A 17,004-nucleotide genomic window follows, 5' to 3' on the forward strand; every position below is an offset into this window, starting at 1 on the left:
TTATTTATATTATACTAGTCCTACAAAAACTCTAACCGCACCAACAAAAATAATCCCCCCGCGGCCAAAACCCCCGGCCGCGGGGGGGGGGGGGGGGGCCCCCCCCCCCGCCCCCCCCCCCCAACACTCACTTCGAGACACAACCTAGCCGGCTCCAGGCAAACCAGAGCCTCCGGCTCAGTGGGTCCCAGTACCACTGAGCCGGAGGCTCTTTTGGCTGCTCAGAACAGGGTCAAGGTCTGAGCAGCCGCAGGCGCGGAGGCCTTCTCCGGGGTCGGTGCCGGAGTCGGCTTCGCAGGCGCCGCCGGTGCCTTTTCGGCCACCGGCTTCTCTACTGACAGCGCCGTCTCGGTGCTTGGCCCTGCCGCTGCCGCCTTCCGTGCTGCTTCCCCAGCCAGCACGTCGGCCTTTTCATTGAAGTAGTTCCCCACGTGACCGCGCACCCAGCGGAACCGCACCGGTCCCGGGCGGGTGGCGATGGCCCGATCGATCTGCTTGATGATCTCGACGTTCTTCACCGCGCCGCCGCTGGCGGTGCGCCAGCCGTTGATCCGCCAGCCGTTGATCCACTCCGAGGAGCATTTGATGGCATAGAGCGAGTCGCTCTCGATGAGCAGCGGTTCGGCTCCCGGATGGGCGATGATCGCCTCGTGGACCGCGCGCAGCTCGGCGATCTGGTTGGTGCCCGACGCGCCTCCCCCACTGTTGGATCCCCCCTCGTGATTGACCCAAGCCCAGCCGATGGCGCCGCCGGGGTTGCGGAGGCAGGATCCGTCGGTGCTCACGATGATCATGGCTGGCACCCTACGCAATCCGGCCGACAAGATCGGTACCGTGGAATTCCTCTATCTCCCTTCGCAATTGCGACTCGGTGCGGCGTAGTGCCGAGCGCACCGCGGCATCCACCAGGCTGGCGCATACGCGCCCGGTGAATCCTCGCGGAGCAGAGTACTCCGCTTCTGAGGTGAGCACCGCACGCCCGTAGCCGAGTGGATCGAAGCGCAAGGTCAGCGTCCCGGAGAGCGGGCCGCGCAAGGTGTAGCCGATCACCACATTGCGGCGGTACTCGGTGATTTCGCAGGCCAGGACGGGCCGCCAGATTGCGATCCGGGCGGTGGCGGCGAAGCGGGCGCCGAGGCCGTGGTCCATCTCGCCGACCGGTTCGAACGCGGCGACGGCGAACATCCAGTCCGGGACGAAGACGTAGTTGTCGGTGTAGCTGAACGCTGCCTCAACCGGTGCGCCGACGTCACTCGCGTACTTGATGTGGCCCATGAGGCCCTCCCTGCCCGATTTCCGGCGGCGATCCACGGCTGGCCTAAAAGTACTACAGCTCTCCTCTTTATTGGAGTCGATCGACGATATGGGCGGCGATCGGCATGGCCGAGGTGGCCGCGGGCGAGGGCGCGTTGAGCACGTGCACCATGCGCGCGGTGCGTTCGATCATGAAGTCGTGCACCAGGGTTCCGTCCCGCAGCACCGCCTGGGCGCGGATGCCCGCCGTCCGCGGACGCAGGTCGTCGAGCGTCAATTCCGGGCAGTAGCGGCGGCATTCGGCCAGATAGCCGCGTTTGAACAGGGAGTTGCGCAGCTCCCGCGCACCGGTGCGGACGTGGTTTCGGGCGACGCGATGCAGGCCGCGGTAGCCGAGGACGTCGCGGGCGTCGCGCAGGTTCACACTGCCTTTGCGGTAGCCCTCGCGGGCGAGCCCGAGCACCGCGTTGGGACCTACGGTCAGCGCGCCGTCGATGGTCGGGCTCAAGTGGACGCCCAGGAACGGCAGACTCGGATCGGGCACCGGGTAGATCAGGGTGCGCACCAGGTCTTTTCGCTCCGGCGGCAGCTGGTAGTACTCGCCGCGGAAGGGCACGATGCGGAAATCGATGGGCAGGCCCGCGAGCCGGGCCATCCGGTCGGCCTGCAAACCCGCGCAGGCCACCAGCTTCCGGGCGGTCCAGGAACCGGCCGGACCGGCCGCGGTGACTGTGTCGGCGGTTTCGGCGAGGGCCGTGATCTCCGCGCCGAACACAATGTCCCCACCCGACTTCCGGACCATTTCAGCGAGTGCGACAACGACTTTCGTGAAGTCGATGATGCCGGTGCCGGGGACGAACAGCGCGCCGGTGCCGGTTACCCTGGGTTCGCGCCGGCGCAGCTCGGCGGCATCCAGGAGTTCGACGTCGACCCCGTTGACGACCGAGCGCTCGTGCAGCGCCAGCATTCGCCGATGCTCTTCGGAATCGGTGGCTACCAGCAGTTTTCCGCAGACCTCGAAGGGAATGCCGTGCGCGGCGGCGAATTCCTTGGTCCATTGCGCGCCGCGGCGGCACAGTTCGGCCTTCAGGCTGCCCGGTTCGTAATAGATGCCGGAATGGATGACCCCGCTGTTGTGGCCGGTCTGATGGGTGGCCAGGGCCGCGGATTTCTCCAGCAGGACCAGGCTGGATCCGGGATGGCGGCGCAGGATTTCGTGCGCGGTGGCGACGCCGACGATGCCGCCGCCGATCACACAGAAGTCATAGGTGCTGGCGGTGCCGGGCGACGTCACACGGTAATGGTGCCAGGCGTGGCCGCCGGTGCGGGCTGTGATGTCAGCGGCGATGGCTCCGACGAGGAAACCGGTGCCTGCTCGGACGGTGCCGGCTCCGACGGCGGCACCGAGGACGGCGCCGGATTACGGTTCAGCTGGATCGCGTGCTCGCCCAGCGCCGGATCGGAGAACACCAGGGTGACGCCCGCGCGGGCGTCGAACTCGGTGCGCAGGCGGGTGACGCCCGACAGTTCCTCCTGTGCGCCGAGACCTTCGCGGACCGGTTCGGACAGCAGGATGTTCGACAGCGTGGAGAACACGTTGGTGTCGAGGGTGATCGCGAAAGTATTGGTGTGGACCGGCGCGACGTGCGCGCCGACGTAGGCGCTCTCGCCCAGGTGCAGCGTCCCGGTCAGGCCGGGCGGTGTGCTCGGCGCGGTCGAGACGACCTGCGGCACACTCTGTTCCGGCGCGGGGGCGGGCGTCCGGAAGAACGCGGGCAGCACGTTGTGCTCGCTGGTCAGGCGGACCGCGCTGGTTTCCGGATCGATGCCGGAGTGGTTCGCGGTGGATTCGCCGGATTCGCGCACCGGTGCCGGCCGCGCTGTCTCCGAACGCTGGATATCGGTCATCTGACTCATGATGTAAGCGCCGGCGGCGCCGGTGAGCCCGATACTCGCGGCACCGGCGAGCACGATGGCGATATGCCGGATGACCTGGGCAGGATTGTGTGCGTGCACGATGCTTCCCCTTCCCTGGGCGCCCCTTATCTCCCCTGGCGACGACCCGCATCGTTGAAAGCCGTACGCCCGTCCAGGTTACGGCCCGGGGTGCGGCGTCGGCGCCCAGGTGCGAGCAGGATCACAACTCCGCACGGTCGGGTGTGAACTCTGCGAAGCCGGGTAATTGAAAGTGGCAGGTTTCTGGGAGGGGTCCACCGGGTAAATAGGGAGGTAGTCGGCGAGCGTCATCCTCGACTGCCACATCGAGACACCCGGCCAACGGCGTCCGGCCGACACGAACGGCGCACCCAAGTGTGATGCTCGCCGGCTCCCGAATTTTCGGATCGGGGGCCGGGTGGCTCCGGCCGGACCTCGCGTCCGGCCGGTTACCCGTTTCAGCTGAACTGACCCGCTTTCCGGCCTTCGCCGGTGGGTCCGGCGAACGCTTGCGCGATGGTCAGCCAATGCGCGGCGTCCGCGCCCTGCGCGGTCAGCGCCAGATCGTCACGATGCCGCCGCTGCGTCACCAGCAGGCAGAAATCCAAGGCCGGGCCTGTGATTCGCTGCGGCGCGTCCGCCGGGCCCCAGGTCCACACCGAGCCGTCGGGCGCGTCGAGTTCTACCCGGAATTCCTCGGCAGGCGGGTTCTCGCCGCGCACCTGGTAGGCGAAGTTCCTGGTCCGGACGCCGATATGGGCGATATTGCGCAGTCGCGCGGCGGGTGCGCGGGTGGCGCCGAGCGCGTCGGCGACATCCTGCCCGTGCGCCCAGGTTTCCATGATGCGGGCGGTGATCATCGAGGCCGCGCTCATCGGCGGGCCGAACCAGGGCAGTTTGGTCCCGGCGGGCACCGCGCGCAGCGCCTCGATCAGCTCGGTCCGGCCGCCCTGCCAGCGCCGCAGCAGATCGGCGGGCGGCGCGGTGGCGGCGGCTTCGGCGGCTTCGTCGACGAAGGTGAGCGCTTTCGGCCCGGCCTCGGCGACCAGGGTCAGGAAGCGCGCGGAGTCGGCGGCGGCGAGGGTGGCGACCTCGTCGGTCCAGGCGAGGTGACCGATCTGGTGTGCGACGGTCCAGCCTTCGGCGGGCGTGAGTCGCGCCCAGTCCGCCGGCGCCAGCGGGGCAACCAGGGATTCCAGGTCCGCGCATTCCGCGGCGAAATCGCCGAGCAGCGCCTCTAGGTCAGCCATGCCGCTCAGCATCGCAGCGGTCTCGGAAAAAGGCAAGCACGCGTGCTTGTTTATTGCCGAACGGACCCGCTCACCACCCGAACAGCACCAGGTGGGCCGCGCCCACCACCAGCCCGAGCACCGCGCCGTGCAGGTACAACAGCCACGCGTCCTGCTCGACCGAGGCGTAGAACATCTCCATGAACTCCCCCGGGCTCAGCTCCTGCAGCTTGCGCGCGGCGAACTCATCGATCTTCTTGGCCTGCTCGCGGGCGAACTCCTCGTCGGCGATCATGCTCGGCGCCAGGCCCACGGCCGCGCCTGCCGCGCCGACCTTCAGATTGTCGAACTGCCGCTTGCCGAACGCGGCCCGCACCATCGACTTGGCCGGGCCCAGCTGCCGATGGATCTCGTCGGCGACCAGGCGCTCGATCAGCTGCCTGGTCTTGTCGCCGTTGGGACCCTCGAGCAGTTCGCTCGCCAGATTCGGCAGCGTCAGCACCTGATAGGCCAGGATGTGCGCGAGATCGGTCGCGGCCTGCGGCTGCCGCTTGGCCAGCAGCGCCTGCCGCCACAGGTACTTGTAGCGCGGCTGCGGATCGCCCGGCTCGAACACCATCTTCACCGCGATGACGTTGACGGCCACGCCGATCGCCGCCGCGCCGGCCAGCACGATCACCCACGCGGGCAGCCACCCGACGATCGGAATCTGCTGGTGCACATGCAGATACAGCGCCATCAGCAGGCCGAACGGCCCGCCCAGCAGGCCGATCCGGACCATGAACTTCAGTTCCGGGGCCGCGATGGTGGTGGTCAGGTCCTTGAGGATGTACGGGTTGTCCTGCAGGTACCGGATGACGAAGCTCTTGATGTCGATGAGCTGATCGATGTTGTCGCCGAGGGTTTCGAAGGCCCGCTCGCACAGTGCCGGGAGTTCCTTGTCGATGCGCTGGTAGATCACCTGGCGCACCTGCCGCGGCACCGACCGCCACAGATCTGGGTTCTCCCGGTACATGATCTCGTCGACGATCGGCTGCACCTGGGCGCGGGCCAGCTCGGCGATGTAGTCGGCGATGCCGTCGAGGTCGAGTTCGTGGATGAAATCGCGCGGGCTGCCGATCCGCATCAGCGCCTTGTCGACGCAGATGCTGGCCATCTTCTCCGCGCGCGCCGGAATGAAGCCCTGGAACCCGAGCCGCCGGCCGTCACCGGAGAAGGTGGGCAGCACCTGCACCCGGCGCGGGAAATACGGATACAGCAGTTGCAGGCCCGGAATCCGGATCCCGCGGAACTGCACCGGCCAGAACAGCATCAGCACGCCGGTCCAGTTGGTCAGCCACCCGGCCAGCGCGCTGAAGATCGGGAAGGTGATGAGCTCGACCACGAACTTGGATTGCCCGGTCAGCTGTTCCCAGTCGATGAACACGCCGGAGGCGAGTGTCGCCATCGTGGGATCCCCCTAGAGCCTGACCTGAGAACTTAAGGCCCCAACAGTCTCATTGCCTTCACGGGAGTGTCAACGCGGGAAGCGGCATGCAGATACGTGCCGAAGCCCTGCACCCAGTCGATCAAGCGATACTGGCGCCGCAGCAGATCACGCCTGGTGGGGCCGCCCGGGCCGAAGGCCTGCCGGGCAGCGGTGCGCGCCATCCGCCGGGTGCGCCGGGTGATCAGCATGGCGGGTTCCTCGGCCGGTGCGATCCCCCGCTCGACGGCGGTGGCGATGGTGGAGCGGAACCAGCGCCGCTCGCCCCGCACCACCGAGCTGTAGATCAGCGCGAAGATCAGCAACGCCGCCGCCATCCGCAGGATCAGGATGACGATCGCGAGCCCGTCCTGCGGTTGCGGCGAATCCCACAGGAAATGGAACAGGACGCCCAGCAGGTAGAACATCACGAACACCCGCACCCGTTTGGCCATCGGCCATTCCGAGCGCGCCACGGCCTGCACGATGCCGATCCCGGCGAGCGCGGTGAGCATCCAGTGCGAGGTGATCCCGGTGACGAACCGCAGCGCGCCCACCAGGATCGCGTCGGTCGCGGCGGGCTGCGCCGATTGCAGCCCGGCGTTTGCCTCATAGGTGGCGTTCTCCACGACCTGGAAACCGAGCCCGGTGAACCCGCCGAGCAACAGGCCGTGGATGGGCCGCCACAGCAGCGTCCGCCAGAGCCAGGCCACCGTGAAGACGCCCAAGCCCTTGATCGCCTCTTCGACGATCGGCGCGGAGATCGCGGCCTGCCAGTTGATGGCGAACGCGTCTCCGGCCAGATTCTTGATCACCTCGAGGTTGTGATCGTTGGCCCACATCGCGATGCCCGGTCCGGCCAGCGCACCCCAGAGGAAGCCCATGACCAGGGCGCGGCCGATCCAGACATGGGCGCGCAGCCGGTCCAGGTGGATGAGCAGCCCGCCGAAGACGACGAAGGTCAGCACCACGAACGGCGCGCCGGCCAGGCTGTCGCGCCAGGTCAGGACGAGTACCGGCAGCAGCTGATAGAGCAGGCCGAAGGCGCCCGCGAGCAGTGCCGCGCAGTAGACCCAGAAGACGGGCGATCTTCTCATTGCTCGACCCGGAGTGTGTCCGCGATCCGATCCAGCTGCTCGAGCGTCGCGTCTTCGCCGTGCAGCACCAGCGTGACCAGCAGATTCTTATTGCCGAGGATGGCGCACACGCCCTTGGACTTCGTGCCGTGGCAGACCGGCCCGGCGAACCCGTGCTGGTTCCACAGCTCCCAGTCCCGGTCCCATTCGGCGGGGAAGCCCTCGACGCCCAGGACTTTCAGCCGCCAGTCGGCGGCGTCGCCGAAATCGGTGACGCCGTTCACGACGCTCACGGCCAGCACCGCGTCGTCCCTGGTCAGCAGGGCGGCCGAGCCGTCGCCGGTGGGGCGCCGGTCCCAGCCGTCGACGCCGGCGAAGTTGACAGTGTCGGGCTCGGCGCCCCCCGCGGTCAGCTCGATCACCGCACCCGCGTGCTGCGGGGTCTTCCGGTCCGGGACGAGCGTGGCCAGGAGCGCGGGAACGGCGAGCAGCGCGGCCAGCACGACGAGGACGACAGCGGCGACTCTCCAGTCGACACGCCGCGGTGGCGGGCTTTGCAGCACATCCGCCATCCGCGCCGCGGGATCCCGCCAGGCGGGATCCGGATCCCAGTCCTCATGTGGCACGCCACTGCTCATATCCAACGCTCCGCTCGGCTTCTAACGCCTGAAGTAACCGAAGAAACTAGCCGTAACCTGCGGCTCAGTAGCGCCAACGATAGGGCAGCCGAACGACCATTCCGGTGAGCGACGCGGCGCGGCCGCCTGCGCGTATTCGCCGACAGCGAACGGGGGCACGGATCCGGAACAAACCCGGAAGCGGCGGGGTTGACTGGACATCGCTCAACTTTCAGAAGGGTCGAAGACGTGACTACACCTCAGAACCTGCCGGTGCTGTTCCTCACCGATCCGATCGTGCTGCCGGGCATGGTCGTGCCCATCGAACTCGACGAATCCGCGCAGGCCGCCATCGACGCCGCGCGGGCCGCCAAGACGGATCAGGTGCTCGTCGCACCGCGGCTGGACAACGGCTACGCCTCCTACGGCGTGGTCGCCACCATCGAACAGGTCGGCCGGATGCGCGGCGGCGCGCCCGCCGCGGTCCTGAAGGCCGAACGCCGCGCCAAGATCGGCCACGGCGTCACCGGGCCGGGCGCCGCGCTGTGGGTCGAGGCCGAGCCGGTCGAGGCCGGCGTGGCCGATGGCCGCAGCAAAGAGCTTGCGGCCGAATACAAGAAGCTCGTCGTCTCGGTGCTGCAACGGCGTGAGGCCTGGCAGATCATCGACGCCGTCAACCAGCTCGACGATCCCGCCGCGATCGCCGACACGGCCGGCTACGCCTCCTACCTGACCGCCGACCAGAAGCGGGAACTGCTCGAAACCCCGGATGTCGCAGCGCGTTTGACCACGCTCATCGACTGGACCAAGGCGCATATCGCCGAGGCCGAGGTCACCGAGAAGATCAGCGACGAGGTCCGGGAGAACGTCGAGAAGACCCAGCGCGAATTCCTGTTGCGCCAGCAACTCAACGCGATTCGCAAGGAACTCGGCGAGGACGAGCCCGACGGCGCGGACGACTACCGGACCCGGGTCGAGCAGGCCGACCTGCCCGCCGAGGTGCGGGAAGCGGCGCTGCGCGAGGTGGGCCGGCTGGAACGGTCCAGTGATCAGAGCCCGGAGACCGGCTGGATCCGGACCTGGCTGGACACCGTCCTGGAATTGCCGTGGACGGTGAAAACCGAGGACAGCACCGACATTTCGGCCGCCCGCGCGGTTCTGGACGCCGATCACCACGGGCTGGACGAGGTCAAGGACCGCATGGTCGAGTACCTGGCCGTGCGCGCCCGCCGCGCGCAGCGTGGGCTGGACGTGGTCGGCGGCCGGGGCTCCGGCGCGGTGCTGGTGCTCGCCGGTCCGCCCGGTGTCGGCAAGACCTCGCTGGGTGAGTCCGTGGCCCGGGCGCTGGGCCGCGAGTTCGTCCGCGTCGCCCTCGGCGGCGTGCGCGACGAGGCCGAGATCCGCGGTCACCGGCGCACCTATGTCGGCGCGCTGCCCGGCCGGATCGTGCGCGCCATGAAGGAAGCGGGATCGATGAATCCCGTTGTGCTGCTGGACGAGATCGACAAGGTCGGCGCGGACTTCCGCGGTGATCCGGCGGCGGCGCTGCTCGAGGTGCTCGACCCCGCGCAGAACCACACCTTCCGCGATCACTACCTGGATCTGGATCTGGACCTGTCCGACGTGCTGTTCATCGCCACCGCGAACGTGGTGGAGTCCATCCCCGGCCCGCTGCTGGACCGGATGGAGCTGATCACCGTCGACGGGTACACCGAGGAAGACAAGGTCGCCATCGCCCGTGACTTCCTGGTGCCCCGGCAGTTGGAGCGCAATGCCCTGACCGCCGAGGAGGTTTCGATCAGCGAGGCGGCGCTGCGGGAGATCGCGGCGAACTACACCCGGGAAGCGGGCGTCCGGCAGATGGAGCGGCTGGTCGCGAAGGCGTTGCGCAAGGCGGCAACTCGGCTGGCCGAGACGCAGAGCCTGGGTTATGACTCCGAGCTGGGTTACGACTCCGATTCGGGCGCAACGGCTCTGACCATCGACCTGGATGACCTGAAGGACTACCTGGGCCGGCCGCGCTTCACCCCGGACGGGATGGAACGCACCGCGGTCCCCGGTGTCGCAACAGGATTGGCGGTCACCGGCATGGGTGGCGACGTCCTCTATATCGAGGCCAACGCCGCCGAGGGCGAGCGCGCGCTCACCCTCACCGGTCAGCTCGGCGACGTCATGAAGGAGTCGGCGTCGATCGCCCTCACCTACGTGCGCTCGCACCTGGAGGAGATCGGCATCGAGCCGAAGGTGCTGGATCGCAACATCCACATCCACTTCCCGGCGGGTGCGGTGCCGAAGGACGGACCGTCGGCGGGCGTCACCATGGTCACCGCCCTGGTGTCGCTGGCGCTGGGCCGGCCGGTGCGCGGGGATGTCGGTATGACCGGCGAGGTCACGCTGAACGGGCGAGTGCTCCCGATCGGCGGCGTCAAGCAGAAGCTGATGGCCGCGCAGCGCAATGGCTTGAAGACGGTCTTCATCCCGGCGCGCAACGAACCGGATCTGGACGACGTCCCGGCCGAAGTGCTTGCCGCACTGGATGTTCGCCCCGTCGCCGACGTGGCGGAGATCCTGGCCTACGCCATCGAGCCGGTGCGGGAAGCGTCGTTGACCGCCCCGAAGTTCGCAGCCACCGCCTGAGCGAGCGGAAACGGGCCGGGCACGGAATCCACCGTGTCCGGCCTGTTTTCGTGCTGTCGGCAGGCGGTACCACTGTTATCCGTCTAGCTGCCGTTGGCTTCCAGAGCGCGCTCGACAGACCGCGTCGTGCCCTGCGCCACCGCGCACAGCACCGGCTCGGAACCAGCTGTCTCCGCATAAATTTCGCAACTGACGACCGCCTGGCGGCGAGTAGCGCCGGTGACCTTCGCCTGCGCCCGCAGCCGATCGCCCGCGGCGGGGCGCAGGTAGGTGACGCTGAAACCGCCGGTGAGGACATTCGCGCCGAGCACAGTCCCGGCCGCGAAGGTGAGCGCGTTGTCCGCGGCGTAGGCCAGCACTCCCCCGTGCACGAAGCCGAACTGCTGGCCGAGCTCCGGCCGGATGGGGATGATCAGCGTGGCGGCGCCGTCGCCGAAGGCGGTGATCTCGGTGCCGACCAGCTGCGCGAACGGCTGCGCGGCCAGCACTTGCTGGGCTAGATCGAAGGTCAGTGCGGTCGAGGTGGTCATCGGAACTCCGTCCGTCGTGGTGGGTGGCCGACACGCCGAGTCGGTTGCGGCGCTTCGGGATTCAGCGGTCGTCGGCGCGCAGCGCGACCCAGGCGGCGTCGGCTAGCTCCTTGCCGACATCCTTGGGCGAGGAGCGCATATCCCCGCCGAGCCACTGGCGGGCGTATTCCTGCGCCGGACCCAGCCACAGGGCGTAGACCAGGTCGAATTCGAGGTCGCGGACCGCGCCGTAGCGCGCGTGCGTGCGCCACCAGCGGTACACATTGCCGAAGAATTCCTTGTTGCTGTCGCTGTCGCGCATGCCGGGCGGCCGGGATGCGGCGAGAACCTTGGCCCGGTACTGGTTTTCGGTGACCCACCGCAGATGCTCGCGTACGCCCGCGGTGATCCCCTCCTGCGCGCCGGTGCTCTGCCCGACCGCGACCCAGAAGTGCTCCTGATAGTCGGCCAGCGCGTGCGCCCACACCTGGCGGTACAGCTCGGCCTTGTCTGGGAAGTGGTGATACAGCGCCCCGACGCTCGCGCCCGCGGCATCGCGGATCTGGGTCAGCGTCGCATCGAGGGCGCCGCGCTCGGCGAACTGCCGCTCGGCCGCCAGCAGCAACCGATCTCGAATCTTCATATCCAGAATTTAGTTCTGTTTTGTGGACATGCGCAAGGGCTCCCAACGTATTGGTCAGCTCAGTACGGGCGGCGGCGCACCCAGGTCCAGAAGTTCCGGCGCGGATTGCGCGCCTCGATGTCGCCGGACTTGACGCGGCCGTCCAAGCGCAGCAACGGCGCACCGGTCAGATGCGGGACCCGCAGCTTGCCCGCCACCTCCCCGCTTTTCACGACCACCTGGTCGAAGTCGACGCCCCAGCCGTAGGGCAGCACCAGCTCCAGCGTGCCGGAACCGAGATCGACGTGCACCGTCACCTCCTGGTGCGTGCACACGGCTTCGGTGAAATCGAGATGGATATCGCCGGATCCGCATTCGATGGTGAGCTCCGACGGCACGACCCACCGGCCGCGTTTGTCTCGGGACCCGCTCTTGGTGCGCAACTCGATCGGCGGCGCGGTGCGTCCGGGCAGATCCGCGGTCACCGCGACCAGTTCGGCCTGGGTCCGCGCCGCGTAGACCTGCGCCAGCCGCCGGTCCAGCTCGAGCAGGTCGAGCCGGCCCTCGCCGACCGCGACCTCCAGCTGCCGTGCGGCGAGCGCGCGTTCCGGGTCACCCACCCGCACGGCGGGCAGCGGTACCGCGTTGTCGGCCGATTCCGTCATCGCGCCCTCCCTCGGTCGGCTCCACCCGATCGTACGACGAGGATCTCGATGTCGCGCGTGAGCTGGACATTTGCCCCAGTTTGTCGGTCCGGTGCGGTAAGAACGACATATGGCCCGGTGGCTGCTGCATGTCGATCTCGACCAGTTCCAGGCGGCGGTGGAGTTCCGCCGTCATCCGGAACTGCGCGGTCAGCCGGTCATCGTCGGGGGTAACGGCGATCCGAGCGAGCCGCGCAAGGTGGTCACCTGCGCGTCCTATCCGGCGCGGGCCTTCGGGGTGCACGCCGGCATGGCCTTGCGCTCGGCTCAGCGCAAATGCCCCGAAGGGGTGTTCCTGCCGCTGGACATGGTGGCCTACGAGGAAGCCTCGGAGGAGGTGATGGCGCTGCTGCGCGGGTTTCCCGGCCGGGTCGAGGTGTGGGGCTGGGACGAGGCCTTCCTCGCCACCGACACCGATGACCCCGAACACCTCGCCGCCGAAATCCGCAGCGCCATCGCAGAACTTGGCCTGACCTGCGGTATCGGAATCGGCGACAACAAACTCACCGCCAAACTGGCCACCGGTTTCGCCAAGTCCGTGAGCAAGTCCGATGCCCCGGCGGCGGGCGACGGTACCGGCATGTTCCGCCTCACCGCCGCCAACTGGTCCGAGGTGATGGCGCATCGTCCGACCTCTGCGCTGTGGGGCGTCGGCAAACGGATCGCCGCCCGCATGTCCGAGCTGGGCATCGACACGGTCGGTGATCTGATGGCCGCCGATCGGCAGCGCCTGGCCGCCGAGTTCGGTCCGAACACCGGGCCTTACCTCTGGGTGCTCGGGAAGGGTAAGGGCGACACCGACGTGGTCACTGAGCCGCGAGTTCCGGTGGGCCGCAGCAAATCCGAGACCTTCCCACAGGACCTGACCGAGCGCGCCGAGATCGAAGCCCAGGTGGCTCGCATCGCCGCCGAGGTCGCCGAGGAGATGGCCGCGGCGGGCCGCACGCCCTTCCGGGTATCGGTCACGGTGCGCAGCAATACTTTCTACACCCGCAGCAAACAGACCAAACTGCCCGAACCGACCAACGACGTGGCCGTCATCGTGGAAACCGCCGTGCGCATCCTGGATCGCTTCGAGCTCGCGCGCCCCGTGCGCCTGCTCGGCGTCCGCCTGGAACTGCTGCCCGAATAGCGCTCACCGCCAACGGTGTACGACGGCCACCGGTCTACCCGCGAAATCCGCCGCGGTCACCGCCAGCCGCCAGCCGGCGTTGGCGCTGTCCTGGAGAAATCCGTTGCCCGTATCGACATCCACCCAGGATCCGTCGGGTAGCAGGCAGGTGTCCGCACCGGTGTCGGAGAGCTGATTCCACGCGTCGACCCAACGCATTTCGATTTCCGCGGCAGAGACGTGGTCCGCGGGATCTTGGTGCGTCATGCGACCACAGTAGGTTTCCCCGCGGGTCTTCTCCACCGGTGGAATTCCACCACCACCCCGGCGGCACTCGTATGCTCGAGGCCATGGAGTTCTGGGCGATGGTGGCGCAGCGGTCGGATAACGGGATCGAATTGACGCGGGAGAAGGTCGGCGAGGAGTTCCTCGGCCCGGGCACCGTGCTGATCAAAGTGCACTACACGAGTGCGAACTTCAAGGACGGTCTGGCGATCACCGAGGGCGGCGGGGTGGTCCGCGACTACCCGATCGTGCCGGGCATCGACCTGACCGGCGAGGTGGTCGGTTCCGAGGACGACCACTTCGTCCCGGGCGACCTGGTGGTGGCGCACGGCTATGACATCGGGGTCTCACACCACGGCGGTTTCGCCGAGTACGCCCGCGTTCCGGCCGAATGGGTGGTGAAGCTGGACGGCCTGACCCCGCGGGAGGCGGCCGCCCTCGGCACCGCGGGCTTCACCGCCGCCATGAGCGTGCAGGAACTGCTGAACCGCGGGCTGACTCCCTCGGACGGCGCGGTGCTGGTCACCGGCGCGACGGGTGGCGTCGGCAGCGTCGCGATCGACATTTTGTCCGGCCTGGGCTTCGAGGTGGTCGCCTCCACCGGCAAAACCGATGCGGCGGAGTTGCTTTCCGAACTCGGCGCCGGCGAGGTGATCGGCCGGCTGCCCGAAGATCCCGACGCCAAGATCCGCCCGCTGGCCAAGTCCCGCTGGTCCGCGGCGGTCGACAGCGTCGGCGGAAAATCCCTCGCCTACATCCTCAGCTCCATCGCCTACGGCGGCACGGTCGCGGTCAGCGGCCTGACCGGCGGCGCCGACCTCCCCACCACGGTCATGCCGTTCATCCTGCGCGGCGTCGCGCTGTTCGGCATCGACTCGGCGCATTTCCCGATCGATCAGCGCCGCGATCTGTGGGCCCGGCTGGGCAAAGAGCTGAAGCCCCAGCACCTTTCGGCGATCGAGAATCTCGCCCCGATCACCGAGGTGGCGGAAGTGCTGCGTTCCATCCAATCCGGAACTCACTCCGGCCGGACAGTGCTGGCGGTCGCCGGCGCGTTCTGAAACACGAAATCGGCCCGATCGGGTGATCCGATTGGGCCGTTTTTCGGGTGTTCGGCTGCGCTACTTGGCGATTGCCAGTTCCTCGGCTTCGGTGGGCGTTTCCGGGGTGCTCTTGGTGTTTCGCATGACGAACAGGGCCAGGACCGCGGCGACCAGGACGCCGACGCCGCCCGCGACGAAGCTGGCCGTCATGCCGCTGGCGAAAGCCGTTCGGGCGGTGTCGATCAGGGCGGAGTCACCGGTGCGCGCGGCCACCGCGAACGCGTCGCCGATGGAGTGGCGGGCGGCCTCGGGTGCGTCGTCGGGCATGGCGTTGGTGAAGCCGGTGGACAGGATCGAGCCGAGCACCGCGATACCGAGGGCCGCGCCGGCCTGCTGGATGGTGTCGTTGAGGGCGGAACCCGCGCCGGCCTGCTCCTCCGGGACCGCGCTCATCAGGGCGGCGATGGCGGCAGGCTGGGCGAACCCGGAGCCCGCGCCGAGCACGACCAGGGCGATGGCGACCATGGTGAATCCGCTGTCGGCCTGCAGGTTCGACAGCAGCCCCAGGCCCACGGTGCTGATCAGCATGCCGGTGACGGCGAGGGTGCGGTTGCCGACTTTGCTGCCCAATCCGGCGCCGAGACCGTTGCAGACGATGGAGGCCAGCAGCATCGGGATCAGCGCCAGGCCGGCCTTGGTGGGCGAGTAGCCGAGCACGAACTGCAGGTACTGGGTCAGCACCAGCAGGATGCCGCCGTTGGCGACTTGCACCAGGGTGAGCGAGAGGCTGCCGCCGGCGAAGTCGCGGTCCCGGAACAGGTTCAGCGGCACCATCGGCTCGGCGACGCGCTTCTCCCAGACGATGAACGAGACCAGGCTGACAATGGCGATGGTGAGCGTGATCAGGGTGGAGGCGTGATCGAAACCGCCCTTGGGGAATTCGATGATGGTCCAGACCAGGGCGGTCATGCCGACCATGGACAGCACGGCGCCGGGCACGTCGGGCTTGGCCTGCGGCCCCTTGGACTCCGGCATCAGCACCAGCGCCGCGATGATGGCCACGATCGCGACCGGAATGTTGATCAAGAACGCGGCGCCCCACCAGAAATGCGCGATCAGTACGCCGCCCAGCACCGGGCCGCCGATCAGGCCGAGCACCGACGCGGCGCTCCACGCGGCCATCGCCTTGCGGCGCTCCGCGTCGTCGAACACGGTGATCAGGATGGACAGCGTGCTCGGAAGCACCAGAGCGCCGCCGATGCCCATCACGGTGCGGGCCACGATCATCTCGATCGAGCTGTCGGCCAGCGTCGCACCGAGCGAGGCCAGCCCGAACAACGCCAGGCCGATGATCATCACCCGCCGCCGGCCGTACCGGTCGGCCAGGCCGCCCGCGGTGAGTAGCAGGCCGGCGAACACCAGGATGTAGGAATCCAGGATCCACTGGATGTCCTGCGCGTTCGCGCCGAGGTCCGCGGCCAGTGGCGGCACCGCCACCGCCAGCACGAAGTTGTCGATGACCAAGACCAGGGTGCTCAGGCACAGCACCACCAGGATCCACCAGCGTTTCGGGTTGCGGGTGTCGATCGCGTCCATCGGAAAGCTCTTCTCTCGCTGTGTTGCGTACGCTGTTTGCGTGTTGCGAACACTGTACGCATAAATTGAAGGCGTTCGCAAGTGCGAACGTTGTGCGCTAGGCTGGTGGAAACGGAAAGGAACCCCATGCCAAGCGAGAAACCGCAGGTCGAATCGGTGTGGACGCGCCCGCGCAAAGGCCGGGACCAACCCGCGCTCACCCGCGAGCACATCGTCGCGGAGGCCGTCGCCCTACTGGACGCCGAAGGCATGGACGCGCTGACCATGCGGCAGCTCGGCGCCCGCCTCAACGCCGGCGCCACCTCCCTGTACCGGCACGTCGCCAACCGTGACGAACTGATCGAACTGGTGGTGGACGACGTCTACGGCGAGATCGCCGTTCCGGGCATCGAGGGCCCCGCCGAATGGCGCTCCGCCACAGTGCAATTCGCGGTCAACATGCGCGCCATGATCCTGCGCCACCCCTGGATGGCCATCACCCTGAGCCAAGTCGGCCTCTCCCACTTGGGCCCCAACGTCACCCGCATGACCGACCGCATGGTCGCGCTCTTCCAGGCCGGAGGCTTCGCCCCCGAGGAAGTCGGCGACGCTATCAGCGCGGTGAGCTCTTATGTCGCGGGCGGCAGCGTCAGTGAAGCGGCCTGGCTCACCACCATCGCCCGGTCCGGGCAAACCGAAGCCGAACTGGTGGCCGGGCTGCGCCCCGCCGTCGAACAGGCCGCCGCCGAATTCCCCCGCCTCAGCGCGGATCTCACTACCGAAAGCTGGAACCAGGATCCGGCCGAAATCCGAACCCGCAAATTCACCTATGGACTCGACCGCCTGCTCGACGGGCTGGACCCGCGCCGCAACACCTGAGTCGGCTCGGGCCGCCAGCGTTCTCTGCGGTTGCCAGGCCTTCTGATCGCGCGCCTCACACAC

17 protein-coding genes are annotated in these 17,004 nt (G+C 68.2%); 4 read left to right on the forward strand and 13 right to left on the reverse strand.

Translation table 11 applies throughout. The features are described 5' to 3' along the window. Positions 1-221 precede the first annotated feature (221 nt). From AB0M14_RS17705 to AB0M14_RS17740, 8 genes are all read right to left on the reverse strand, one after another. A complete protein-coding gene (locus tag AB0M14_RS17705; RefSeq protein WP_364995940.1) occupies positions 222-794 on the reverse strand; it encodes a ribonuclease H in 573 nt (190 codons plus the stop codon). A 10-nt stretch (positions 795-804) separates the two neighbouring features. Then, entirely contained in the window at positions 805-1,275 is a 471-nt protein-coding gene (locus AB0M14_RS17710) for an SRPBCC family protein (protein WP_364995943.1), read from the reverse strand. Between the two features lie 67 nt (positions 1,276-1,342). After that, a complete protein-coding gene (lhgO, locus tag AB0M14_RS17715; protein WP_364995946.1) occupies positions 1,343-2,548 on the reverse strand; it encodes an L-2-hydroxyglutarate oxidase in 1,206 nt (401 codons plus the stop codon). Further along, complete coding sequence (locus AB0M14_RS17720) at positions 2,545-3,270, reverse strand: hypothetical protein (RefSeq protein ID WP_364995948.1); 726 nt, start codon at positions 3,268-3,270, stop codon at positions 2,545-2,547. Before AB0M14_RS17720 ends, lhgO begins: the two co-directional genes overlap by 4 nt. 377 nt (positions 3,271-3,647) lie before the next feature. Then, positions 3,648-4,439 (reverse strand): TIGR03084 family metal-binding protein, encoded by a 792-nt coding sequence (locus tag AB0M14_RS17725; RefSeq protein WP_364995951.1) that lies wholly within the window; start codon positions 4,437-4,439, stop codon positions 3,648-3,650. Positions 4,440-4,509: 70 nt separating this feature from the next. Then, positions 4,510-5,865, reverse strand: coding sequence for a hypothetical protein (locus tag AB0M14_RS17730; protein ID WP_364995954.1), 1,356 nt, complete (start codon positions 5,863-5,865; stop codon positions 4,510-4,512). Between the two features lie 32 nt (positions 5,866-5,897). Then, on the reverse strand, positions 5,898-6,980 hold the full coding sequence (locus AB0M14_RS17735; RefSeq protein ID WP_364995957.1) for a PrsW family intramembrane metalloprotease: 1,083 nt from the start codon (positions 6,978-6,980) through the stop codon (positions 5,898-5,900). Further along, the gene (locus tag AB0M14_RS17740; RefSeq protein ID WP_364995959.1) at positions 6,977-7,597 is read right to left on the reverse strand and encodes a hypothetical protein; all 621 of its coding nucleotides are present in this window, start codon (positions 7,595-7,597) and stop codon (positions 6,977-6,979) included. Before AB0M14_RS17740 ends, AB0M14_RS17735 begins: the two co-directional genes overlap by 4 nt. A 288-nt stretch (positions 7,598-7,885) precedes the next feature. Between AB0M14_RS17740 and lon the strand changes: the two genes are divergently transcribed. After that, positions 7,886-10,213, forward strand: coding sequence for an endopeptidase La (gene lon / locus AB0M14_RS17745; RefSeq protein ID WP_364998915.1), 2,328 nt, complete (start codon positions 7,886-7,888; stop codon positions 10,211-10,213). A gap of 83 nt (positions 10,214-10,296) precedes the next feature. On the opposite strand, the gene AB0M14_RS17750 is transcribed toward lon, so the two are convergent. The 3 genes from AB0M14_RS17750 to AB0M14_RS17760 form a co-directional block, all read right to left on the reverse strand. Beyond that, a complete protein-coding gene (locus tag AB0M14_RS17750; protein WP_364995961.1) occupies positions 10,297-10,743 on the reverse strand; it encodes a PaaI family thioesterase in 447 nt (148 codons plus the stop codon). Positions 10,744-10,804: 61 nt separating this feature from the next. Continuing rightward, a complete protein-coding gene (locus tag AB0M14_RS17755; protein WP_364995964.1) occupies positions 10,805-11,365 on the reverse strand; it encodes a TetR family transcriptional regulator in 561 nt (186 codons plus the stop codon). A gap of 59 nt (positions 11,366-11,424) precedes the next feature. Continuing rightward, positions 11,425-12,009: a DUF1707 domain-containing protein gene (locus AB0M14_RS17760; protein ID WP_364995966.1), complete on the reverse strand. Its 585-nt coding sequence runs from the start codon at positions 12,007-12,009 to the stop codon at positions 11,425-11,427. A 109-nt stretch (positions 12,010-12,118) separates the two neighbouring features. Between AB0M14_RS17760 and AB0M14_RS17765 the strand changes: the two genes are divergently transcribed. Continuing rightward, positions 12,119-13,180: a DNA polymerase IV gene (locus AB0M14_RS17765; RefSeq protein WP_364995969.1), complete on the forward strand. Its 1,062-nt coding sequence runs from the start codon at positions 12,119-12,121 to the stop codon at positions 13,178-13,180. Between the two features lie 3 nt (positions 13,181-13,183). Here the strand turns inward: AB0M14_RS17765 and AB0M14_RS17770 are convergent, their stop codons facing one another. Next, the gene (locus tag AB0M14_RS17770) at positions 13,184-13,426 is read right to left on the reverse strand and encodes a hypothetical protein (RefSeq protein ID WP_364995972.1); all 243 of its coding nucleotides are present in this window, start codon (positions 13,424-13,426) and stop codon (positions 13,184-13,186) included. 83 nt (positions 13,427-13,509) lie between these two features. Between AB0M14_RS17770 and AB0M14_RS17775 the strand changes: the two genes are divergently transcribed. Beyond that, positions 13,510-14,505: an oxidoreductase gene (locus AB0M14_RS17775; RefSeq protein ID WP_364995975.1), complete on the forward strand. Its 996-nt coding sequence runs from the start codon at positions 13,510-13,512 to the stop codon at positions 14,503-14,505. A gap of 60 nt (positions 14,506-14,565) precedes the next feature. Here AB0M14_RS17775 and AB0M14_RS17780 read toward each other — a convergent pair whose 3' ends face one another. Beyond that, positions 14,566-16,083: an MFS transporter gene (locus AB0M14_RS17780; RefSeq protein WP_364995977.1), complete on the reverse strand. Its 1,518-nt coding sequence runs from the start codon at positions 16,081-16,083 to the stop codon at positions 14,566-14,568. 126 nt (positions 16,084-16,209) lie between these two features. Here AB0M14_RS17780 and AB0M14_RS17785 point away from each other — a divergent pair, with 126 nt between their 5' ends. Beyond that, positions 16,210-16,941 carry a TetR/AcrR family transcriptional regulator gene (locus tag AB0M14_RS17785; protein ID WP_364995980.1) on the forward strand — a complete coding sequence of 244 codons (732 nt, stop codon included), beginning with the start codon at positions 16,210-16,212 and terminating at the stop codon, positions 16,939-16,941. The last annotated feature ends 63 nt before the right edge of the window (positions 16,942-17,004 follow it).

Origin of the sequence: Nocardia sp. NPDC051832, from assembly GCF_040681285.1 — a bacterium.
In the GTDB taxonomy this organism is placed as follows: domain Bacteria; phylum Actinomycetota; class Actinomycetes; order Mycobacteriales; family Mycobacteriaceae; genus Nocardia.